This is a genomic window from Paenibacillus sp. FSL E2-0190 (assembly GCF_037992965.1).
Classification (GTDB): domain Bacteria; phylum Bacillota; class Bacilli; order Paenibacillales; family Paenibacillaceae; genus Paenibacillus_AQ; species Paenibacillus_AQ odorifer.
Window position 1 is genome coordinate 1,868,303 of record NZ_CP150306.1, and the last position, 24,338, is coordinate 1,892,640.

The 24,338-nt window shown below is 45.7% G+C and carries 15 protein-coding genes; 13 read left to right on the forward strand and 2 right to left on the reverse strand.

The window, feature by feature from the left end:
• Window positions 1-52: 52 nt before the first annotated feature.
• The 4 genes from NST25_RS07995 (at window position 53) to NST25_RS08010 (ending at window position 8,005) form a co-directional block, all read left to right on the forward strand.
• Window positions 53-1,084 (forward strand): glycoside hydrolase family 130 protein, encoded by a 1,032-nt coding sequence (locus tag NST25_RS07995; RefSeq protein WP_339190200.1) that lies wholly within the window; start codon window positions 53-55, stop codon window positions 1,082-1,084.
• A 1,855-nt stretch (window positions 1,085-2,939) separates the two neighbouring features.
• Window positions 2,940-3,902, forward strand: a complete 963-nt coding sequence (locus tag NST25_RS08000; protein WP_339190202.1) for an alpha/beta fold hydrolase — start codon at window positions 2,940-2,942, stop codon at window positions 3,900-3,902.
• A gap of 47 nt (window positions 3,903-3,949) precedes the next feature.
• Window positions 3,950-6,022: a methyl-accepting chemotaxis protein gene (locus NST25_RS08005; RefSeq protein WP_339190204.1), complete on the forward strand. Its 2,073-nt coding sequence runs from the start codon at window positions 3,950-3,952 to the stop codon at window positions 6,020-6,022.
• A gap of 165 nt (window positions 6,023-6,187) precedes the next feature.
• Window positions 6,188-8,005 carry a penicillin-binding protein 2 gene (locus NST25_RS08010; protein ID WP_340393736.1) on the forward strand — a complete coding sequence of 606 codons (1,818 nt, stop codon included), beginning with the start codon at window positions 6,188-6,190 and terminating at the stop codon, window positions 8,003-8,005.
• Here NST25_RS08010 and NST25_RS08015 read toward each other — a convergent pair.
• Window positions 7,963-9,156: an AI-2E family transporter gene (locus tag NST25_RS08015; protein ID WP_339190207.1), complete on the reverse strand. Its 1,194-nt coding sequence runs from the start codon at window positions 9,154-9,156 to the stop codon at window positions 7,963-7,965. The genes NST25_RS08010 and NST25_RS08015 overlap by 43 nt on opposite strands.
• A 208-nt stretch (window positions 9,157-9,364) precedes the next feature.
• Here NST25_RS08015 and NST25_RS08020 point away from each other — a divergent pair, with 208 nt between their 5' ends.
• On the forward strand, window positions 9,365-10,765 hold the full coding sequence (locus NST25_RS08020) for a polysaccharide deacetylase family protein (protein WP_076303411.1): 1,401 nt from the start codon (window positions 9,365-9,367) through the stop codon (window positions 10,763-10,765).
• Window positions 10,766-10,940: 175 nt separating this feature from the next.
• Here NST25_RS08020 and ilvD read toward each other — a convergent pair whose 3' ends face one another.
• Window positions 10,941-12,626: a dihydroxy-acid dehydratase gene (ilvD, locus tag NST25_RS08025; RefSeq protein ID WP_339172495.1), complete on the reverse strand. Its 1,686-nt coding sequence runs from the start codon at window positions 12,624-12,626 to the stop codon at window positions 10,941-10,943.
• Between the two features lie 494 nt (window positions 12,627-13,120).
• Here ilvD and NST25_RS08030 point away from each other — a divergent pair, with 494 nt between their 5' ends.
• The 8 genes from NST25_RS08030 to NST25_RS08065 all read left to right on the forward strand — a co-directional run bounded on the left by NST25_RS08030 (window position 13,121) and on the right by NST25_RS08065 (window position 24,305).
• Window positions 13,121-14,074: a glycoside hydrolase family 43 protein gene (locus NST25_RS08030; protein WP_076184706.1), complete on the forward strand. Its 954-nt coding sequence runs from the start codon at window positions 13,121-13,123 to the stop codon at window positions 14,072-14,074.
• 405 nt (window positions 14,075-14,479) lie between these two features.
• The gene (locus NST25_RS08035) at window positions 14,480-16,225 is read left to right on the forward strand and encodes an extracellular solute-binding protein (RefSeq protein ID WP_076126335.1); all 1,746 of its coding nucleotides are present in this window, start codon (window positions 14,480-14,482) and stop codon (window positions 16,223-16,225) included.
• 11 nt (window positions 16,226-16,236) lie between these two features.
• Window positions 16,237-17,208, forward strand: coding sequence for an ABC transporter permease subunit (locus NST25_RS08040; RefSeq protein WP_036680973.1), 972 nt, complete (start codon window positions 16,237-16,239; stop codon window positions 17,206-17,208).
• A gap of 15 nt (window positions 17,209-17,223) precedes the next feature.
• Window positions 17,224-18,159 carry a carbohydrate ABC transporter permease gene (locus NST25_RS08045; RefSeq protein WP_076126337.1) on the forward strand — a complete coding sequence of 312 codons (936 nt, stop codon included), beginning with the start codon at window positions 17,224-17,226 and terminating at the stop codon, window positions 18,157-18,159.
• A 58-nt stretch (window positions 18,160-18,217) separates the two neighbouring features.
• Complete coding sequence (locus tag NST25_RS08050) at window positions 18,218-19,999, forward strand: sugar-binding domain-containing protein (protein WP_339190210.1); 1,782 nt, start codon at window positions 18,218-18,220, stop codon at window positions 19,997-19,999.
• Between the two features lie 27 nt (window positions 20,000-20,026).
• Entirely contained in the window at window positions 20,027-21,775 is a 1,749-nt protein-coding gene (locus NST25_RS08055; RefSeq protein ID WP_076141371.1) for a sugar-binding domain-containing protein, read from the forward strand.
• 42 nt (window positions 21,776-21,817) lie between these two features.
• Entirely contained in the window at window positions 21,818-23,212 is a 1,395-nt protein-coding gene (locus NST25_RS08060) for a family 43 glycosylhydrolase (RefSeq protein WP_339190212.1), read from the forward strand.
• A 145-nt stretch (window positions 23,213-23,357) separates the two neighbouring features.
• On the forward strand, window positions 23,358-24,305 hold the full coding sequence (locus tag NST25_RS08065; RefSeq protein WP_076126345.1) for an ArsR family transcriptional regulator: 948 nt from the start codon (window positions 23,358-23,360) through the stop codon (window positions 24,303-24,305).
• Window positions 24,306-24,338: the final 33 nt, after the last annotated feature.

The following is a 24,338-nucleotide window of genomic DNA, read 5'->3' on the forward strand; positions in this document are numbered from 1 at the left end:
TACTAGATAAAATAGCATACTGAAAAGTTGCATACATTTGGAGGGAAAACTAATGAGTGAAGTAAAATTGGTTGGAGCAAGTGCAATTAACATCCCGAACATGCCTTGGCAAGAAAAGCCTGCTGGCTACGAAAATCCGATTTGGAGACATAATGATAACCCGGTTATCAAAAGAAATCCTGCAAAAGGTGTAGCCCGTATTTTCAATAGTGCGGTTGCTGCGTATGAAGGCAGTTTTATTGGTGTATTTCGTGTAGAAGATAACACTACTCGTCCGCATCTGCGTATGGGACATAGTGTGGATGGTTTGGATTGGAAAATCGATGATGAGCCGATCCGATTTATAGATGAAGAAGGTAATGCTTATCAGCCGCGTTATGCTTACGATCCGCGTCTGGTGAAGGTTGAAGATACATTTTATATTATCTGGTGTACAGATTTCTACGGAGCAGCTATTGGGGTAGCAAAAACACAAGATTTCAAAACATTTATCAGCTTGGAAAACCCATTCCTGCCATTCAACCGGAACGGTGTACTGTTCCCTAGAAAAATCAACAACAACTTCGTGATGTTGTCCCGTCCAAGTGACAGTGGCCATACGCCATTTGGTGATGTATTCCTTAGTGAAAGCCCTGACTTCGTATATTGGGGAAAACACCGCCATGTAATGACCAAGGGTGGTCAAGGCTGGTGGCAAAGTGTCAAAATTGGTGGCGGACCAGCGCCGATTGAAACTACTGAAGGCTGGTTGATGTTCTACCATGGCGTAACTGGAACGTGCAATGGTCTTGTGTATAGTATGGGAGCGGTTATTTTGGACATCAATGAGCCCTCGAAAGTAAAATATCGCTCGAAGAACTTTGTATTAACGCCAGAAGAATGGTACGAGGAAAGAGGTTTTGTGAATAACGTCCTGTTCCCATGTGCTACTCTGCATGATGCAGAAACCGGCCGTATCGCCATCTATTATGGCGCGGCTGATACTTATGTAGGCGTTGCTTATACAACGGTTGATGAAATCGTCAACTATGTCATCGAAACCCATGAAGAGGTTGGCGATGATGCAGGTTTAGGCAAAATCTAATTGGACTTAATAACCTATATTTTCAGTGAGTATGCTAGAGTTCCGGAGAATTGCGTAGCGTAGAGTTCGAAAGAAGTGTGTTGGGTTTGGTGTGTTGAATGTTGTTGGGTGTGCTCAGTGCGGAGGTTGCCTTGTGCGACCTCCGTGTTCTGTTGCAGAATGTACAACAGAACGACACATTATCGCCTGTAATAGATAAGTAGCAGGCGAGGGGGAAATTCGGCTCTGTTGGCGATTCTGATCACTTCGTTGTTTAGTCACTCTGTGGCTCTGACGTAAATAGTTGCACTTTGTGCATTTAAACTAACATTTCTTTGGTTACTAGGCGATATAGTTGCACTTCGTGCAACTATATCAGCCAAGTAACCACCAAAAGCTCCTTTTACCGTTTTTTAGTTGTACAAAGTGCAACTAAGATTAGGAACAAATATATTTCAGCTGTAATAGCTGCACAAAGTGCAACTCTATGGCTCTGACGTAAATAGTTGCACTATGTGCACTTAAACTAACATTTCTTTGGTTACTAGGCGATATAGTTGCACTTCGTGCAACTATATCAGCGAAGTAACCACCAAAAGCTCCTTTTACCGTTTTTTAGTTGTACAAAGTGCAACTAAGATTAGAAACAAATATATTTCAGCTGTAATAGCTGCACAAAGTGCAACTATCCAGTCGCAAACTGTTACTGTGCCGATTATAAAGAAGTTAATAGGCAAAATGGAAATGTGGGTGTTGTGAAGGCAATAAGAAGATAGCGGATAAGTGGAATGTGAGTGGTTGTAGAGGTAATAAGAAGGTAGTAGGTACGTGGAATATGATTAGTTGTGGAGGTAATAGGCAAGCAGTGAGTGAGTGGTGAATGTGGCTCTGTTGGCGCTTCTGCTACTCTGTTGCTTAGTTACTCTATGGCTTGGTTACTCTATGGCTCTGACGTAAATAGTTGCACTATGTGCACTTAAACTAACATTTCTTTGGTTACTAGGCGATATAATTGCACTTCGTGCAACTATATCAGCGAAGTAACCACCAAAAGCTCCTTTTACCGTTTTTTAGTTGTACAAAGTGCAACTAAAAGGGAAAAAACACATATTCAGCTATAATAGCTGCACAAAGTACAACTATCCAGCCAGAAGCTGTTACTGTGCCGATTATAAAGAAGTTAATAGGCAAGATGGAAAATGTGGGTGTTGTGAAGGTAATGGGAAGATAGGTGCAAGTGGAATGTGAGTGGTTGTAGAGGTAATAAGAAGGTAGTAGGTACGTGGAATGTGATTAGTTGTGGAGGTAATAAGAAGGTAGTGGTACGTGGAATATGATTAGTTGTGGAGGTAATAGGCAAGCAGCGAGTGAGTGGTGAATGTGGCTCTGTTGGCGTTTCTGCTACTCTGTTGCTTAGTTACTTAGTTACTCTATGGCTCTGACGTAAATAGTTGCACTATGTGCACTTAAACTAACATTTTTTTGGTTACTAGGCGATATAATTGCACTTCGTGCAACTATATCAGCGAAGTAACCCCCAAAAGCTCCTTTTACCGTTTGTTAGTTGTACAAAGTGCAACTAAAAGGGAAAAAACACATATTCAGCTATAATAGCTGCACAAAGTGCAACTATCCAGCCTCGGAGCTGCGACTAAACTATCCAGTCGCAGAAAACGCAACTATCCCATCTCACTATCCCATCTCACTATCCCATCTCACTATCCCATCGCAACTACCCCCTCGTAGATATCCATACATCAACGGAAAACCCATATTGGGTTTTCCGTTTCTATCTAGCATAGTAACTGTAACGAACTTCGCGGTTACGAACAGCAAGCGAACAATTTCGTTACATAACTTAAGGAGGAATAATATTTTGGGAAGCGACATGAATTTGTCACAGTTAAAGGAATATAACGGAAGTAGTCCAAAACCGGATGATTTCGAGCGATTTTGGGAGCGGGCATTGCGTGATCTGGATGCACAGCCGCTGGATTATGAACTGGAACCAGCGGAGTTTGTCAGTGAACTTGCGGAATGTTTTCATTTGTATTTTACCGGAGTTGGCGGTGCAAGAATCCATTGCAAATATGTAAGACCGAAGAACAGCGTACATAAAAAAGGTCCCGGTGTAGTGATGTTCCATGGATACTCCTGTGACAGCGGGGATTGGATGGAGAAGGTGGCTTATGCTGCTCACGGGATTAGCGTCCTGGCGATGGATTGTCGCGGCCAGGGTGGCCTCTCCGAAGATAACCTTACCGTAAAAGGGACTACGATACGCGGACATATCATTCGAGGGATGGATGATCCTAATCCTGATAACCTTTATTATCGCAATGTGTTTTTGGATACGGCACAGACTGCCCGAGTTCTGATGTCTATGGATGAAGTTGATCCTGAACGTGTAGGTGCCTTTGGACTATCTCAAGGTGGAGCGCTGACTGTGGCTTGTGCAGCATTAGAGCCTCGTATAAAAATAGCCCTGCCTGTATATCCCTTCCTTTCAGATTATAAACGTGCTTGGGAGCTGGATATTACCACTTCAGCTTATGAGGAGATCAACTATTATTTCCGGTTTTTTGATCCCCATCATTTGCGTGAGGATGAGATTTTTAATAGGCTCGGTTATATCGATATTCAGAATCTTGCCGAAAGAATACAGGCTAAAGTACTGTGGGTTACCGGGTTATCCGATACGATTTGTCCACCTTCAACTCAATTTGCCGCATACAATAAAATACTAGCGTCCAAAGAGCTTATGGTTTATTATGAGTACGGTCATGAGTATTTACCATATCTTGCCGATCGGGCGTTGGAATTGTTCATGACCTTGTAAGAGATAAGCCAGCAGGCATAACTGAAGACAACGGTGGTGAACAATTGATGAAGTCGCAAGTAAAAAAAGAAAAGGCGCATTTCCAGCTGCACCCTGCCAAATCGATTGGGGTGCGGCTTTTTCTCATCTTCTTCATCTCAACAATGGTGCTCGTTCTCTCACTTGGCTACATTTCCTATTCCGTAGCTGAGCAAACGATCGAGAATAACGCGCTGTCAGCCAATCAACAGACAGTCGTCCAAGCTGCAGAGAAGTTTGATGTTGAATTATTGCGTTATGAGGATGGCCTAGGAAGAATTCTTTACAACAATGAGATTCAGGATGCACTCAAACAAGGGAATAATCCCACTACAAGTAATGAGGAGCGTAATTTGCAGTCCAACCAGATTAGCGCCGAGCTAAATGCCTGGCTGACCGCATCAAAGGGGGTAGAAGCTGTATACCTCATCCCGATGAATCAGGAAGTCCCTACTTCGTCAGCGGGATCAAAAGACAGCGCTTTTATCAAAGAATTCAGAGAGTCCTCATGGTTCAAGCAGCTTGAGGAGCAACCACAAACATTGTGGATTCCCCGAACAGAACAGGGGCAAGCCGGAAATACTTCGGGTATGTTTCATTTGGCACAATCGATAGCTGGGGATACACAAAGCCCGGGATACATAATTATCTGTGATATTAGAATTAGTGAATTAGAAAATCAGCTTCGTAAAGTTGATCTCGGACCCAGCTCTTACATGCAATTGCTGACGGATAAGGATGAATTGATCGCATCGTCCCAGCAAGTGGGAACAGATACTTATCTCAGTCTGGGAGGGACTCTTCTTCATGGTTTGGAGCTTGAGGCTGGGTCATTGCCAACGAAGGATGAGAAAGGAAAATCCATTCTGGCTGTGTACGGGACGATGGAAAGCTCCAGCTGGAGATTGCTTGGTGTTGTTCCGGCTGAGAATCTTACGAAAGACGCACTTCGTATTCTAAAAACTACATATATTATTGTTGCGGTGGCTGCTATTGTCGCCATTCTAATTGGTTACTGGATGTACAGAATGGTATCTAAGCCCTTGACCCGACTTAAGGATCTAATGTCTCAAGGGGCAGATGGAAATCTTGGAGTACGTACGGATATTACCTCACGAGATGAAATTGGTCAGTTATCGGGTTCCTTTAATAGGATGATGGAACGGATCACAGAACTGGTAATCCATACTAATGAAACCGCGAGGAAGGTAATGGAAACTGCCGATGAACTTAGTAGAGTATCGCGTAAGACAGCGATGGCAGCCAAAGAGATTGCCGCAGCAACAGAAGAAATTGCCGGAGGTTCAGGCAGCCTAGCTTTGGAGGCGGACCAGGGTAACGAGCTTACGGGGCAAATTTCGGTGCAAATGAACAAAGTGAACTCAGCTACGCATGAGATGGATCATACCGCACATAGTATCGGCGTGCTTAGTGAAGAAGGTTTTAATGAGTTAAAAGAGCTGCTTGGCAAGACCAATAAGACGGGCGATATGACGAATAAGCTTGTGCTGAAAGTGAATGAGCTGCAAGACACCACATCATCAGTGATGAAGGTGCTTGATGTTATGCAGAATATTACACAGCAGACGAATATTTTGTCTCTAAATGCAACGATAGAAGCGGCAAGGGCAGGGGAGTCCGGCCGGGGATTTATGGTAGTGGCCGATGAAATACGTCAGCTTGCAGATCAGTCCAAAGAATCCATTGCTGTGGTGGCTAATATAACAGACACCATTATGAAGGATATGAACGAGACCGTAGGTGTTCTCTCGGAAGTAGCCCCTCTTTTTAATCAGCAGGTGACTTCAGTGGAGAGCACTAGCGATATCTTCGTATCTGTACAGGATCAGATGCGTCATTTTATTACACGCTTGGAATCTGTTGCTTTATCGATGGATAGCTTGAGCCAATCCCAGAAGGTGCTGTCAAATTCGATGGGCAATATCAGCTCCATTGCAGAAGAATCATCAGCAGCTTCTCAAGAAGTGGCTTCGCTTAGTGGGGAGCAACAAAGTGTGAGTGATCATTTAGTGGAGCTGTCTGAGCAGCTTGAGCATGCGTCCCGGCAGTTGCAAGAAAAACTGTCCAAATTTAATTTGTAACTTTGCATAACCTAAGTAAATATTTTTAACTACAAAGACCAGTCTCCAATTATTTGGGACTGGTCTTTGTGCTATTCAAAAGGCTATAAATTAGCTAACTAAGCATGAGTGTAAATAATCCAGCGGGTGGGACATAATAAAGGCTATGAACGTCAGTCAGGAGGAATGGGATTGCACAATAATGTCCACAGACGTATACTCGGCGGACTGATTATTTTATGTTCAGTAGTAGCCGTGTTGGTCCTTAGGCTGGCGTGGATTCAACTGTTTATGAAGGAACAGACGGTCCCTGGAACGAAATATACACTTGCAAAGATGGCAGAAATTCAAAGCGAACGGGAGACGGTATTGGACTCTGGGCGGGGGCGTCTGTATGACCGAAAGAGTGAACCCCTTGCCGGGGAAACCATTTGGACGGCTGCGTTTTTTCCTCAAGAGGCGAAGGCTAGGAATACCGTGACGCAGGTCGTATACGAAGAAGCTGAGTCCATGCACCGGTTGGCAGCTATCCTTGGAGTGAGTTATGAGCAATTGCTAAACAAGCGCTCTTCCCTTAAAGAACCATTGCTTTGGCCATCCTCAGTGGGAAAAGGACCGCTCGCACTTACATCCGCACAAGCGGAAGAAGTGAGTGCATTGGGGATCGACGGCGTAGGCGTGTTTCCTTTTGCTCGCAGATATGATGGGAAAGCAACTGGTCGGCAGTGGCTTGGATATTTATCGGAAGCGGTACCAAACACTGGTGGGAAGGCTTCCCCATCGGGGCTGAGAATTCCGATGAAAGGAACGGACGGGTTAGAAAAAACCCTGGAGCCGTTGCTTCGAGGTGTAGGGCATACTGAGGCATATGCTCAGGTTGATGCGCGCGGGCAACGTGTCCCGGGCATTCCCATTCAAGTACGAGCCCCGGGTAATCCGTATTATCCGCTGTCTTTATATACAACGATTGATAAAAAGCTTCAGGAACAAATAGAGGAGTTAGCTGTCAAAGCTGGAATGAAGGAAGGAGCCGTGGTGGTGTTAGACACCGGAACGGGAGATATTGAAGCCATGGTATCTTTACCTTTTTACGACCCAGAGAAGATATCCCCTGAAGGGGGAGAGTGGAATAACCGGGCGTTGCAGGCTGCCGTACCTGGATCAATTTTCAAAATCGTCACAGCAGCAGCAGCACTAGAAGCCGGGGTCACCTCAGCGGATGAGCTTTTCTATTGTTCAGGGCAATATGAGAAATATGGATTGTCTTGTCTAAAAGGAAAAGGACACGGTCCCCTCACGCTGGCGCAAGGGTTCGCCGTGTCCTGTAATACTGTATTTGCTGCGCTGGCAGAACGTTTGAGTGGGGCGCAGCTTCAAGCGACAGCACTCGCGCTGGGGCTCGGAAGAGATATTAGCTGGCAAGCGGAGAATACGCTTGGTTTTCCAGTTCTTAAGCCACTGTCCGGTGAGCAGAAGGGGACGATCTTTACTTCTTTGCTGCCGGATGATCCAGGCGCCAGAGTGCAGACGGCCATTGGGCAGCGAGATGTGCAAGTGACTCCACTTCAGGCAGCGAACCTGGTGGTGACGTTACTGCATGGCGGGGAAGTGAGAGCGCCAAGAATTCTCCAGCGTGTAACCTTTGCAAATGGGCAAAAGCTAGAGGATCTGCCGGGTCATCTTTCCCCTTCAACTGCCGGGAGGATCTCAGAATCTACAGCCCGCCAGCTGCTGTCCTGGATGCGTAAAGTAGTTACGGATGGAACCGGCACAAGTCTGCAGAGCACGAAATGGCCGGTTGCCGGGAAATCAGGTACGGCACAAACCCTTGTTAAGGGTATGCCGCGTAACAATCAATGGTTTATCGGCTATGGGCCGCTGGATCATCCCAGATATGCTGTGTCGGTAGCGGTGGAGAACGTCGCTCCGGACAGCTCACATCTAGCCGTTAAGCTGTTCGGTCAGATATTGGATTTATTATCATCGGTTCCCTCTGGAGCTTGAGGTTCAGGTGGTGGCGCAGAGCTGGTCTGATTGGAAGCTGGACCGTTAGCTGCAAAGGGCGAAATGATAAATTCCTCTTGCGGAAGATAGATCCAGCTCTGAAGATACCCTTGTTGAATCAGTTCTTTTATCAGAATAAGCAGAATCGGCGACAGGATCAGACCAGCCATACCGAAAGCAGATGTGGACAGAATGACGAACGACAGCATAAGGAAGGCTGAGGATACGCCAATTGAATTCCCGGTAATCTTCGGCTCAAGCAGCTGCCTAACAATTAGTACAATGGCAAGGAGGATAATTAATCCAATAGCCAGTGATGTATTGCCCACGATGAACAAATAGATGATCCAAGGGACTAAAATTGTCGTCACACCAAGAAGCGGCAAAACATCAAATACCGCGCAGACTAATGCCATTGTGATTTCGTTGCCGGTTCGCAGAATAAATAAGCCGACTAGAACTATGGCAAAAGTAATGCTGATCAGAATAAGTTGTGCTTTTAAATAGGAACCGATAGCTTTAAAAACATTGCCTTGCAAAAAGGCGAAGGCGTTCTTAAAGGTTTTTGGCATTTTGTCATGCGCGATTTTACGCCAATCTTTGATTTCCATGCTAAGGAAAAATGCCAAAATAATGGCTATCCCGAAATTGGCCATGAAGGTGGAGAAGGAGCCTAGAATACCGGCCATGTATTTTAGAAAAGTGATCAGCCATCCTGTTAGGACATCCGTGGCATCTTTAAAGTACCCGTTGACCTTGTTCGTAATATCGGGTGGCAAGTTATCTATTTTTTGCTGCAGGTAGGTCGTGGTCTCCACAAAATGCTGCTGCACCACATATGTATATTTAGGGAGGTTCTCTTGGAAGTGAAGGGCCTGGATCGTAATCAGTAGACCGGCACCAAATAATGTACCTAACAGCACAATCAGAAAGAGCAGCACTGAAATAGCGGAGGCAAAAGGTTTACCAAGACCACGGCGGTTCAAGAAGCGGGCCAAGGGTTCGATAAGCAAAAACACAAAAAAAGACAGGAATACAGGTGCAGCTAACTGATACAGCTTACTAAAGGAGAACATAATTAAATAAACCGTGAGGACAATTAATCCGATGTCAAAAAATGTGCGCCAATATTTTTTGTATAACGGCAGCATAGATATAAACAACTCCCTTTTTTTATAAGTGGATACGCCAGGTTGATTACATTGTACATGATTTTACTTTAAAAGCGTCTATTTCTTTGATACATGTGTTAAAATAGGGGGTAACGTTTTTTTATTCTACTTCACTTGGCCGTTTCACGGGTTCTGCTTGCAGACATTAGGCGAGCCAAAGTCAACTCTGGAAAAGCGGGGAATTAATATGCAGACTTTGCTGCTCTGGTTATTTTACATCTCATCATTTTATGCTTTTATCCCTGGTATGATCAGCCGGATTTTTGGTTACCGTGTCTTTCGTAAAGGAACTGGGCGAAATGAATTCGCACTGACCTTCGATGATGGACCTGATCCTCGATTTACACCATTACTGCTGGAATTACTGAAGAGGTATGATGCAAAAGCAACCTTTTTTGTAGTCGGCTCTAATGCTGAACGTTATCCTGATCTTATTCAGCGTATCCATGATGAGGGACATCTCATCGGAATTCATAATTATGTTCACAAGACGAACTGGCTCATGCGGCCAGCAACCGTCCGCCGGCAGATTCAACGTACGAATGATATTATCTATAATATTATTGGCGAACGCAGTACGTATTACCGTCCACCTTGGGGTATTGTCAATTTATTTGATATTTCCAAACGACGCCAAGTTGAAATTGTGCTTTGGTCGGCAATGTTTGGCGATTGGCGTGAGAAGCTCGGCGCCGAAAAACTCACTGAGAAGATGCTGGCCCGTCTAAATCCCGGGGAAGTGATGTTGTTGCATGATAGCGGCACAACGCTGGGTGCAGATGCGGATGCTCCAGGGAATATGCTTGTGGCTCTTGAGCAGACTCTGGAGGAAGCCCGTAAACGGGGACTACGCAGCATTCGGATTGATGAGATGATTAAGATGGCTGAGACGTCACCTATCCGGCGCTTATCTTTTGGTAAACGGGTGCTTGTAGGACTTTGGTTAGCTTGGGAACAGGTATTTCAAGCTCTTTTTCATCTCCAAACGATTACTCCGTCAGATCCTTTCCTGCATTATCGGATGCGGAAATATCAGGGCGAACTGGTTGAACTCGAGGGTGGAGAGCTGCTGCGTAAAGGCGACAAAGTCATTGAGCTGCACATCGATAATAAACAGTTGTTCGAATTAGGAATTCATTCACGTTCTTCCGCTCAACTAGCGATTCGAATGATCCGCAGAATGGAAAAGGATCTGCCCATTCTTGCTGAGATCATTGCCAAAGATGTGGATCTTGCAGAAGCCAAAGCGCTTTACGGAGTCAGCATGATTAACCGGGGACCGGAGAAATTCGGCTTTACCGTACGTGATTTGCCGGATGGCTTATTCGCACGTTCCTCCAAATTTTACTTAAGAATCCTGTTAAGTGTGATTCATCCAGCAGGTGGGGCAAGGCTTAAAGAACGGAGCGAGGTCCTTGTGCCGAAGCTTATCCTGATGCCTGTTTCAGAGCTGCTCAAAAAGATGAATCAACAGCTGCCTCATCATCCGAAAACTGCAAAAAAACGCAAATCGCAACAGGAAGAATCGTTGTCACTTAATGATTCGGTTGCAGATGTAGAAATGCCAGGTGCGACAGTAACCAATTGATTCATGATCTTATTGATAAGTATTACAGTGGACATGTAAAGAGATGTTCTACAATCCAGCGATGGGTTGTAGAACATTTTTTTATTGGGATAATTAAAAAAAGAGCAGCCCGCCAGTAGAAATACTAAGGTGGGACTGCTCTTGCTTGTTTTAATATTCTTTTTTGCTAAAGGGATTAAATCTTCAGCACTGCGCCGTTACTTGCATTGGTTACCATTTTGGAGTAACGAGCCAGGTAACCAGTTTTAACTTTAGGTTCGAATTCTTTCCAACCCGTACGACGAACTGCTAATACTTCTTCTTCAACCAGCAATTCAATCTTCCGGTTGTTGAGATCCAGCTCAATGATGTCTCCATCCTCAACAAAAGCGATCGGACCGCCTTCAGCTGCTTCTGGAGAGATATGGCCGATACTGATTCCGCGGGAAGCCCCCGAGAAACGACCGTCTGTAATCAGACCGACCTTAGCACCTAGCCCCATACCCACGATTTGTGAAGTAGGCGCCAGCATTTCCGGCATTCCTGGTCCGCCCTTAGGACCTTCATAGCGGATAACGACTACATGGCCTTCTTTAACTTTACCGTTCGCGATACCTTCCAGTGCAGCTTCTTGGGAATCAAAGCAGATCGCAGGACCTTTATGATATCCACCTACTGAAGCATCAACTGCACCAACCTTGATGATAGAACCCTCTGGAGCCAAGTTTCCATAAAGTACGGCAAGACCGCCTCTTTCGGAGTAAGGGTTGTCGATAGTATGAATTACGGAAGTATCTTGGATCTCGTGTCCGATTACGTTCTCAGCTAATGTTTTGCCGGTAACGGTCATACATTCCCCGAACAGAGCACCTGGTTTCTTCAGCAGTTCATTCAATACAGCACTAACGCCGCCCGCACGGTCCACATCTTCGATAAAGATATCAGAAGCTGGAGCCAGCTTAGCCAGATAGGGAACACGGTTTGCAACTTCGTTAATGCGTTCAAGCGGATAATCGATACCTGCTTCTTGAGCTAATGCAAGGGTGTGCAGCACTGTGTTAGTAGAACCACCCATTGCCATATCCAGTGCAAATGCGTTATCAAGGGATTCTTTAGTTACGATATCTCTTGGTTTAAGATCCAGCTTAATCAATTCCATCAGTTGTGTTGCGGATTTGCGAACAAATTCTCTACGCTCATCAGCAACAGCCAAAATTGTACCGTTACCTGGCAATGCCAGTCCAAGTGCTTCTGCAAGGCAGTTCATGGAGTTGGCAGTGAACATTCCGGAACAAGATCCACAGGTTGGACAACCGAATTGTTCTAATTCAAGCAGCTCTGCATCGTTGATTTTGCCGACTTGGTGAGCACCAACGCCTTCAAATACCGAGGTCAGAGAGAGCTTATTACCTTTACTATCTACGCCGGCTTTCATTGGGCCGCCGCTTACGAACATGGTTGGGATGTTAACACGCAGTGCGCCCATCATCATGCCCGGTGTAATTTTATCACAGTTAGGGATGCAGACCATGCCATCGAACCAATGCGCGGAAACTACAGTTTCCAAGGCGTCAGCGATGATCTCGCGGCTTGGCAGTGAATAACGCATGCCGATATGTCCCATAGCAATCCCGTCATCTACGCCGATCGTATTGAATTCAAAAGGAACGCCACCAGCTTCTCGAATCGCTTCCTTAACGATTTTACCGAACTCTTGCAAATGCACATGCCCTGGAACAATATCAATATAGGAATTGCAGACCGCAATAAACGGCTTTCCGAAATCTTCTTCTTTTACTCCGGCTGCTCTCAGGAGACTACGGTGTGGAGCACGGTCAAAGCCTTTTTTAATCATGTCTGAACGCATTTTCTTGGCTGCCATAATGACATTCCCCCCTAAATGAATTTCAATCAAATATAGTGTCGCATTAACGCAATGAACTCCAAAGACCTGCGTATATACGGTTTATAGAAAGAACGGGGACCTGCTTCCTCAATAAGAAAAGCGATGCCGTTTCTATAAAAAAAGCCGCTGTTTTGGTATAAACAGTTACCGCCTAAAATGAACGGAGAAGTCATTGTTATTAGTGAGTCTATCACAAAGAGCACGTTTTTTCTACCGGACAATGTGAAGTTTGTCGATTGACGCAAAGCGTGGGAAGTGGAGGAAAAGCTCATTTTCGAAAGGAAAGTGCTTTATTTGGAAAATGGAACAGGGTTCGGATGTATCTATTTACCACTCTAGACAACTTTAGGAGAGCTGAGTATGATGGGAGTTATTATTTTATGGGAGGTGCTGGAAAATCGGGATTTGTCTATTATTATCGCCGCGGTGGATCGTTTTTACGGGGATGAAAAGCTAAGGAGGGAAAGGGAATGTCACAGCGTACAACTTTTTTAAATCCAATTGTAGCAAGCTCAGGAGACCCATGGGTATTCAAACATACCGATGGCTATTATTACTTTATGGCCACAAAAGCTAAATGTCTGGAGCTGACGAGATCTAGAACCTTGACCGGCCTTGCGGAGGGCGACAAGAAAGTGATCTGGTCTCCCGAACCGGGGGGCAGCTACAGTTACAATCTGTGGGCGCCGGAAATTCATCATTTGGACAACAGATGGTACATTTACTACACTGCGAATGACGGAGGAGGCGACGATTCACGGCGGATTTGTGTGCTGGAGAATGAAGCAGCGAACCCGCTGGAAGGACAGTGGGTATGGAGAGGTGCTTTGCAGACACCTGTCCCAGGGTTAGATGGAACAGTAATGTCTTTGCGGGATCAGCTGTATTTTCTGTATGCGGGATATGGTCATTTTCCTGATTATGGGTCGGCTATTTACATTATGCGAATGAGTAATCCTTGGACCTTGGAAGGGGAGCATCACCTGCTTACCGCTCCAACTCTGTCATGGGAGAAGCAAGGTGGCATGGCGATTAACGAAGGTCCGGTAATTTTGCAGCGAAACAATCGTATTTTCATGGTTTATTCGGCAAGTACGACTTGGTCTGAGGATTATGCACTAGGGATGCTCACCATGAGCGAAGCGGCAGATCCTTTGCAACCGCTGTCATGGGAAAAATCAATGTCGCCTGTATTTTGCAAAAGTGTAGAGAACGGGATTTTTGCCACGGGGCACAATAGCTTCACACATTCTCCTGATGGCAAGGAAGATTGGATAGTCTATCATGCGCTTCCTTCCGCTGGAGCGGATGTGTCTTTGCGCGCGACCCGTATCCAGAAATTTGGGTGGAAGGTGGATGGGACACCAGATTTTGGGGTTCCTTGTAGGGATACGCTTGCTCAGACCGTACCGTCGGGAGAATAAGAATAAAACAGGAAATCAAGACTGAAAAGGCCATTAATTACAGAAAAAATGTAATGAATGGCCTTTTCATGTAATGCAGATATTTTTATTCGCTGTCGATAATAATTGACGAAAAACGCCTGTTTTATAAGGGGTTTTTCGCCAAAATACAGGATGGTTAGTACGGTTTTTTAATAGGTTTGTAGTTGGTATAGCCACATATTTGTTTGAGAAAAGTTCATAAGATTACAAAATTATTGTATGAAAGCGTTGACATATGAATTTTGGATGCTTATAATTCGATCTGAGATACAGAAAAACTGTATTAATCAAGGGGAGTTATCTACAGGTCAAAAAGGAGCGTGGTTCCAAGCTTTGGATTTGCTTAAGGCGTTGTGGCAAATATTTTATAGTGGGAGGTTAAGTATGAAGAACAATGCAAAGCGTTATTTTAGTCTTTTATTTGTGTTAATACTGATCATTTCGACTGTAACAGCATGTAGTGGCAACAGTGCAAACAATGGGGCTGATAAGGGTGTCTCCAACAACAAAGAGAACGAGAGCACAGCCAAAGACCCGGTTGAGTTTACAGATATCAGCGCAGACATACGCGGCAATACAGCCCCAACGCAAGAGCAAATCGACGAAGTTAATCATTCCTTGAATGATACATACCTCGGCGACGTCTTCGATGAAGTCATTCCAAATGATTACTCAGCTTATCCTGTTAAAGGTGATGTGGTTCTGGATGTATGGATGCCTGCGAATTCCAATATTCCGGATATGAACAATCATGCTGTCCAGAAGCAGGTGGAGCAATTAACGGGAATCAAAGTAAACTTCATCACGCCGCCAATCGGCCAGGAAGCGGATGCCTTCACGTTGATGATCTCCTCCGGTGAACTGCCTGACATTATCATTGAGCCGGGACGTTATCCGGGAGGTTTTGAAGCGGGCGTAAATGACGGTGCTTATATCGATCTGACAGATCTGATGGAGAAAAATGCTCCGAACTATACGAAGTGGCGCAATTCGGATGAATCAAGAAGAAAAACCACGGTCACGGATGACGGCAAGCTGCTCGGCTTCTATGGCATCGCCCCATATTCAGAGTGGACTTGGTTTGGAACATTGATTAAGCAGGAAGCGCTGGACAAAACAGGGCTTGAAGTTCCAAATACGATTGATGAATGGCATACCTTCCTGACAAAAGCAAAGGAAGTCGGATACAAAGCACCACTTAATTACGGCTCTACTTACGGCCAGATTTTTACCGGCATCATAAATGGCGCATATGGAGTATGGGATTGGACGTTCCTTGATGAGAATGGCAAAGTGGCCTGGGGGCCAGCACAGCCGAAAGCTAAGGAATATTTGACCACCATGCAGCAATGGAACAAAGAAGGATTATTGAACCCGGACTGGGCAACGGCAGACTTTAACCAGAGAATGGCGAGCGCCATTTCGGGAGATACCGCGATGATGATGGACTCTCCGGATACGATGTGGAGTTATTGGAAAGAGCAAAGCGGTATCGACTTTGTGGGCGCACTGAACCCGGTTCTGAACAAAGGAGATAAGTCCGCAACCACGTACAAAAATTTCAAAAGAGCGGGTATCGAAGCTGCGATCACCACGCAAAGCAAAAATGTAGAAGCGGCAATGGCTTGGCTTGATTTTAATTACAGTAAAAAGGGCTGGGAATTGATTAACTTTGGTGAATATGGCACGGTCCACCTGATTGATGAGACGGGAATGCCTTATTATCCAGAGAACAGTTATATCTTTAAAGACCCTGAAGGTCAGCCCGTATCGACAACCTTATGGAAATACCGGATGCACAACTGGCCGGATATCCGGGATGAGCATCATTCCAACCCGCTGATCGCTGCCAAAGGAAGTTACTCGGGAGACATTCGCAAGAATTGGACAGAAAATATGGACACCAGTATGGCTATGCCACCTATTTCCTTTACCAAAGATGAAGCTTCGCGGGAAGCCGAGCTTGGAAACCAGCTGTCGACACTGCGCGGAGAGTATTTTGCAAAAATCATAATGGGAGACCTGCCGGTAGATGCCTATGATAAATTTTTGAAAGAAGCTCAGAGTATGGGACTGGAAGAGTTTTTGAGTATCCATCAGGCAGCCTTAGATCGATATAACAAACGATAGGTGGTTGTTTTATGGAAATATTACGAAAAAACAGAGCGATAAAGCCCATTCCTCAGGACGCCAAACCTAAAAATACCAAGTTAGTGATTAAGAAGGATTTGAAAAAGAACTGGTTTGTCTATCTGTTGGCTGTCCCTGTTGTAGCGTGGTTCCTGATTTTCTGCTACGGGCCGATGTGGGGGGTTATGATCGCCTTCAAGGATTTTAAACCCCTGCTGGGGTTTGGCCAGAGCGAGTGGGTAGGGTTTAAGCACTTTATTGATTTTTTCCAAGGGCCTTATTTCTGGCGGGTCGTTAAAAACACCCTTCTCCTCAATGTTTGGGGGATTGCCTTTGGATTTACAGCTCCGATTATTCTGTCCTTGATGCTGAACGAAATCCGTGGGGTTAAGTTTAAAAAAGTGGTCCAAACGATCACCTATATGCCGCACTTTATTTCCCTGGTGGTGGTATGCGGGATCATTCATATCTTTGCCGCAGATGAAGGGATTATCACGCAAATCCTGCAATTTATCACCGGAAAAGAGTACTCTTCACTGCTCGGCTACTCTTCGTTCTTCCGGCCGATTTATACCTTCTCCGGCATTTGGCAGAGCATCGGCTGGGATAGCATCATCTACCTTGCGGCGATGAGTTCCATTGATACTTCATTATATGAAGCTGCTGAAATTGACGGAGTGGGACGGATTAAAAAAATGTGGCATATTACGCTGCCGCAGATCAGCCCAGTTATCATCATTCTGTTTATTTTTGCCATCGGCGGGTTGATGTCGTCCGGGTACGAGAAGATTATCCTGCTGTACAATCCTCTGATCTATGATACGGCGGATGTTATTGCCTCTTACGTGTATCGTCGCGGTTTAAGAGAAGCCAGTCTTAGTTATTCCACGGCTGTGGGCTTGGTCAGCTCAATCGTTAACTTCGGACTGCTCTGGATGACCAATACAATAGCCAAACGCAGGTCCGAGGTCAGCTTATGGTAAGAAAGAGGGACAGCTATGAAAGATAATTTGCAGCGTAAAGCGAAAAAAAGACGAAAACATAAATCCATCGGTGACAGAGTATTTGACGGCACACTTTATACTCTGCTGACCGCATTAACCTTGGTGTGTTTTTATCCGATCCTGCACATCCTGTTTGCCTCCGTCAGCGACCCCGGCATGTTGATTGCACATAAAGGCATTTTGCTGAAACCGCTGGGATTCACTTTGGATGGCTATAAGCTGGTATTTAAAGATAACAGTCTGATCAACGGCTATAAAAACACGATTATATATGTAGGATTAGGCACATTAGTCAACATGATCATGACCATTCTGGGAGCTTATGTATTATCCAGACGAGGATTGTATTTCAAAAACTTCATCATGATCCTGATTACAATCACCATGTTTTTTGGCGGCGGGTTGATTCCTTGGTTCTTATTAATGAAGGATATTGGTCTGTACAATAATTTGTGGGCCATGATTTTGCCAAGTGCTTTAAGCACATGGAACATTATTATCCTACGAACTAGCTTTCAAGCCATTCCGCAGGAATTGGAAGAAGCGGCTACCATAGACGGGGCAAGTCAGGCCCATATTTTAACGAATGTGATTCTTCCGCTGTCCAAAGCTACGCTGGCCGTAATCTTTTTATACTATTTAGTGGGGAACTGGAACTCATGGTTTAATGCGATGGTGTTGTTGAAGGACAGACAGCTGTTCCCACTGCAGCTATTAATGAAGGAAATATTAGTAGCTAATGATGCAACCGCAACCTCGATCGGCAGTGCAGGCGGGGTAGTCATCGATAGTGCCCAGAGCCAGACGGCTTTCCGCGAGCTGGTTAAGTATTGTGCGATCGTCGTTTCTACGCTTCCTATATTAATGGTATATCCTTTCTTGCAAAAATATTTTGTTAAAGGTGTTTACGTAGGTTCGATTAAAGGATAGCGGGCAAAAAAACAAGTTCATCTTATATAGAAATTATTTAATAGGAGTGAAGTACACCATGTTGACAGAAGCAAGCAGCACATCCGTTCCACGTCCAGAATATCCAAGACCCCAATTTGCCCGTAAGGATTGGCTTAGCCTAAATGGAGAATGGGATTTTACGTTTGATGATGAAGATGTCGGTGAGGAAGAACAATGGTATCGGACGGACACAAAGGGTTTATTTTCACGGGTTATTCAAGTGCCCTTTGCGTTTCAGAGCAAGCTTAGCGGGATTGAAGATCCTTCATTTCATGATGTTGTGTGGTATAGAAGAACTTTTGAAGTTCCTGAGGGTTGGAATGGGAAGCGGATTGTCCTCCATTTCGGCGCCGTTGATTATTTGGCAAAAGTCTGGGTGAATGGTCAACTGGTGGCCGTGCATGAAGGCGGACATACACCATTTCAGGTCGATATCACTCCTTCGCTGCTCAAAGGAAGGAATACCATCATACTGCGCGCAGAGGATTTCAGCCGCGATGTCACCTTGCCGCGGGGCAAGCAATATTGGCTGGAGCAGTCTGCTGCCATCTTTTATACCCGCACAACCGGAATCTGGCAGAGTGTCTGGCTTGAACCGCTGTCTGCAGTGCATCTGAGTAAAACCATGATGACACCAGATATTGACCGCAATGAAATCCGGCTTCGGACCTTTCTGCAAGGATTTAAGTCTGCTGATCCGCTCAAGCTGCGCATAACGGTATCGTATGACGGTGAAGTGATTGCGGAAGATCAATATATGGTCATGAATGCTGAGCAGCTGCGCACTATCGGCTTGGGTGATTTTGCGGATCATGGTCTTGGACGTTTATGGAGCCCTGAGCATCCGAATTTGTATGATATTCAATTTCAATTGCTTCGGAATGAGGAAGTAATTGACGAAGTGGCGAGTTATTTCGGCATGCGCAAGGTGTCGATTGAAAATGGCAAGCTATGCTTGAATAACCGTCCATATTTCCAGAGACTGGTGCTGGATCAGGGATACTTCCCTGACGGGATACTAACCGCACCTACAGACGAAGAGCTGAAACGGGATGCCCAGCTGACGAAAGAAATGGGCTTTAACGGGGTGAGAAAACATCAGAAGACAGAAGATCCCCGGTTCCTGTATTGGTGTGATAAGCTCGGCCTGCTGGTATGGAGTGAGGCAGCCAATGCTTACGAATATTCCGAGGAGTATGTCCGCCGCTTCACGAAGGAATGGCAGGAGATCATCGAGCGCGACTATAACCATCCTTGTATTGTGACCTGGGTTCCGCTTAATGAGAGCTGGGGTGTTCCCAATGTCCAGATTGATACACGTCAGCAGCAGCACGGATTGGCTATGTATCATTTAACGAAATCCTTGGATGAGATGAGACCTGTTGTGTATAACGATGGGTGGGAGCATATGACTACAGATTTGGTGACTATTCATGACTATGAGAGCCATCAGGCAGTGCTGGAGGAGAGATATGCCACGGCAGAATCTTCTGTAAATGCGATGCCGGCCAACCGCAAAATATTTGTCGGTGGAGCTTCGTATCAAGGCCAGCCGATTCTCGTATCCGAGTTTGGTGGAATTGCCTTCAAGAAAAGTGAGTGGGAGGGCTGGGGTTATTCTGGGGCAGAGAATGAAGAGGATTTCCTGATGAAGCTCAAGGCTGTGGTTGACCCGATGTTCACTTCCCCGGTGATCCAAGGGTATTGCTATACCCAGCTGACGGATGTCGAGCAGGAAATCAACGGACTGCTCACCTATGATAGACAGCCCAAAGCTCCGCTTGAAGCGATCCGCAACATCATGATGCATATCCAATAAATAACATTTACTAAAAGGAGTTACACCATGACACAACAAGCAACGCTTCCGCGTCCTGAATATCCCCGCCCTGGCTTTGTTCGACCAGAGTGGATCAATCTGAACGGCCAGTGGCAATTCGAAATTGATCATGGCAAAAGTGGGAAGGAGCGCGGATACCCTGTTAACGATCATAATCTCTCAGGGACAATTACTGTGCCCTTCTGTCCGGAAAGCAAGCTGTCCGGTGTAGAATATAAAGATTTTATGGCTGCTGTATGGTATAAAAGGGAGTTTACCGTACCGGAGAGCTGGACAAATGGCAGAGTTATCCTTCATTTTGGCGCCGTTGATTATATGGCGGAGGTCTGGGTGAACGGCGTATCCGTAGGTACGCACCGCGGAGGATATACTCCGTTTAGCTTTGATATTACTTCTAATCTTTTAGCGGGAAGTAATGTGATTACTGTATATGCTGAAGACGACGTTCGATCGGGACGACAGCCACGGGGCAAGCAGAGTGAACAGTTCCATTCGCACGGCTGTGATTATACACGCACTACAGGAATCTGGCAGACGGTATGGCTTGAGCAAGTCCCTGAAACCTATCTGTCTAATCTGAAAGTTGTCGCTGATCCCGACAATGGCTGTGTGCACCTAGAAATGAAGGTACAAGGGAACGCTGCGGGGGACACGCTTAGGGCCACTGCTCTTTATGGCGGCAAACCCGTTGGGGACAGCAGTGTGATCGTTTCCGGACCCTCTATAAAACTTACGATTCCGCTATCAGAGATTCACTTGTGGGAAGTTGGAAACGCCAGATTGTATGACCTGAAGTTGTCCTTGCATAGTCAGGGACGGGAGAGTGACGTGGTCCATTCTTATTTTGGACTCCGCACGGTACGACTGGATGGGATGGCATTCCGGATCAATGGGAAATCCGTATTTCAGCGGTTAGTTCTGGATCAAGGTTTTTATCCGGAGGGAATCTATACCGCTCCTACTGATGAAGATCTGCGCAGAGACATCGAAATCTCAATAGGGCTTGGCTTCAATGGCGCGAGGCTTCACGAGAAGATCTTTGAACCGCGTTATCTTTATTGGGCTGACCAATTAGGTTATCTTGTCTGGGGAGAGCATGCCAATTGGGGGCTGAATATTACTGGAGCGGATAGCCTGACTCACTTCCTGCCGGAATGGCTCGAAGGTATGCAGCGTGATTTCAATCATCCCGCGCTGATCGGCTGGTGCCCTTTTAATGAGACCTGGGACCGGGACGGTGCGAAACAGCATAACCCCGTGCTCCAGATTGTTTACGACGTAACAAAACGTATGGATCCAACACGTCCAGTAATTGATACAAGCGGCAACTTCCATGTGGCTACAGATATCTTCGATCTTCATGACTATGACCAGAATCCGCAGACGTTCCGGGACAGATATGAACCGATGAAAAGTGGCGGAGAAGTATTCAATACCTTCCCGGATCGCCAAACGTATGAAGGTCAACCTTACTTCATCAGCGAGTATGGCGGAATTTGGTGGAACCCGCAGCAGAAAGATGAAAAATCATGGGGGTATGGGGACAGACCGACCTCAGAGCAAATGTTTATCGAACGCTACGAGGGGTTGACGAATGTTTTATTAGATCATCCGCTGATGTTTGGATTCTGCTATACCCAGCTGTACGATGTGGAGCAGGAAGTCAATGGACTGTACACTTATGACAGACAGCCGAAGTTCGACCCCGAGCGAATCCGCGGCATCAATGCGCGTAAGGCTGCAATTGAAGATTAGAGGCGCTACGTAACTATTCATTCGAAAGGAATGTGATAGATTATGAAAGTGAATTTCCAGCAAAAATGTCTGGTCGCCTTAAGTGTTCTTCTTATTCTTCCAATGGGGAAGGTGACCCTAGCTGTCTCTGATCATAATGACTTTTACAATGTGGTTATGCAGGACGGGGCGGACCCATGGGTGTATAAACATACAGATGGCTTCTATTATTTCACCAAAACAACAGGTGGCAATGTTACCCTCTGGAAGTCAGCCCAGTTGACCACTATTGATGCAGCGCCTACTAAAGTTGTCAACACGGGCGGTAGCGGCATCTGGGCGCCTGAGCTACATTATATAAACGGAGCTTGGTATATCTACTATGCGATGGACGACGGAGATAACGTAAACCACCGCATGCATGTAATGGAGAACACAGCGGCAGACCCGATGCAGGGAACTTGGCAGTACAAAGGCCAGATCACAGATTCAAGCAATAAGTGGGCTATAGACGGTACTGTGCTGCAAGTGAACGGCGAGCTGTATTTTATCTGGTCCGGCTGGGAGGGGAATGTTAATGTGCGGCAGAATCTCTATATCGCGCATATGAGTAATCCCTGGACCATTGATTCCGAACGCGTAGAGATTTCAAGACCAACGTATAGCTGGGAAACGAATCATTCCCCAAATGTGAATGAAGGACCACAGGTGATTATAAATGGAGAAGTCATTAGTTTGGTCTACTCGGCAAGCGGAAGCTGGACTAATGATTATTGTCTGGGACTGATCACCGCAGACATCTCCAGTGATCTGTTGAATCCGGCATCATGGAATAAACGCAATCAGCCTATCTTTTCCTCAGGCAATGGACTTTATGGACCTGGACACCATTCGTTTACAAAGTCTCCTGACGGCCAAGAGGATTGGATCATGTACCATGTCGCCAAATACAATAACGCTGGCTGGAACCGCGAGGTGCGGATGCAGAAATTCAGCTGGAATGCTGATCATACACCTAATCTGGGTATTCCCGTTGACCCTAATCTTCCGATAACTTTGCCTTCAGGTGAAACCATGCATACCCGCTACGAAGCGGAAAAAGGGACATTTGGCGGCGATGCCTATGCCTCTTCGAGTCCCAAGGGCTCGGCTGGACTTAAGGCGGGTCATATTGATACGCCGGACAGTTACGTGGAATTTTCGGTTGATGCGGCAGCCGCAGGCGAGTATATTCTTTTGGCTCGAACGGCGAATGGAACGTCTGGCGGGAATTGGTCGAATTTTCAGCTTAGTGTCAATGCAGGACCTGCCAGCCCATTCTATATCACCAATAAAGGGTGGGAGAATTGGGGGCTGTCCACAGCCCGGGTTCAACTGAAGGCAGGCATGAACAAGCTTCGTTTTACCAAAGGCGAAGGTTACGGAGAAATTGATTTCATTGATATTAAGCCATTGTGAATCGAACAAACCTAAGAGACATATGAAATGGCTTCCGGTTTTCCGGAGGTCATTTCTAGGTGAAAGGGCTTGTAGGTGTAATTGTTTTTCATCTCATTAAGAAGTAAGATTAGGATAATTATTAGGATACAAGGAGAGCTGATTTGTGCTGGAACTTAGCTTAAACGACCCGGAAAAATTAGTCACAGTAACGCATGCTTTATCAACTCGTTCTAGGGTTGATATTCTTCGGCTCTTAAACTCCAAAAACTTAAATATTATTGAAATCGCTGAGAGGCTGAAGCTTCCAGTGTCGACGGTAGCAAGCAATATTAAAGTATTAGAAGCAGCAGAGTTAATTCATACAGAATTGCTTCCGGCTTCACGCGGGGCAATGAAAGTTTGCAGCCGGAATTATGATGATCTTCATATTGCCTTGAATTTGAAAGAACCGATGTCAAAGGGATTAACTCATGTCTATGAAGTAGAGATGCCGATCGGCCATTATAGCGACTGTGAGGTATCTCCTACTTGCGGAATGGCTAATAGCGAGGGTCTTATTATCAAAGAAGATGAACCGTCGAGCTTTTATCACCCTAAACATGTCAACGCTCAGCTGATCTGGCTCCGCAAAGGATTTCTGGAATATTTGCTGCCTATGGATATCCCCTCCGGAGCACAAATTGAATCGCTGGAATTATCCATGGAGATCTGTTCGGAAGCTCCGAATTATGACCAGAACTGGCCTTCGAACATCTCTGTATGGGTGAATGGATCGGAGATCGGCATGTGGACCAGTCCCGGTGATTTCGGTGACAGGCGGGGCAAGCTGAATCCGAACTGGTGGTGGGATGGATCTACACAATACGGGTTTCTCAAGACCTGGCGTGTTGACCATGAAAAGACGACACTTGATATGGAGAAGGTGTCGAATGTTTCCTTAAATGATCTTCTGATTAACCGGAGCCCCAAATTGCGGCTGCGCATTGGAATCAACCCTGATGCAGTTCATCAAGGCGGACTTAACCTGTTTGGGCGCCAGTTTGGCGATTATGAACAACATATTATGATGAAGGTAAAATATACCATGGATCAGGATGAAGTAGAACTTTAGCTTAGGAGATGAACAAAGCAAGGCGGTTCCTCG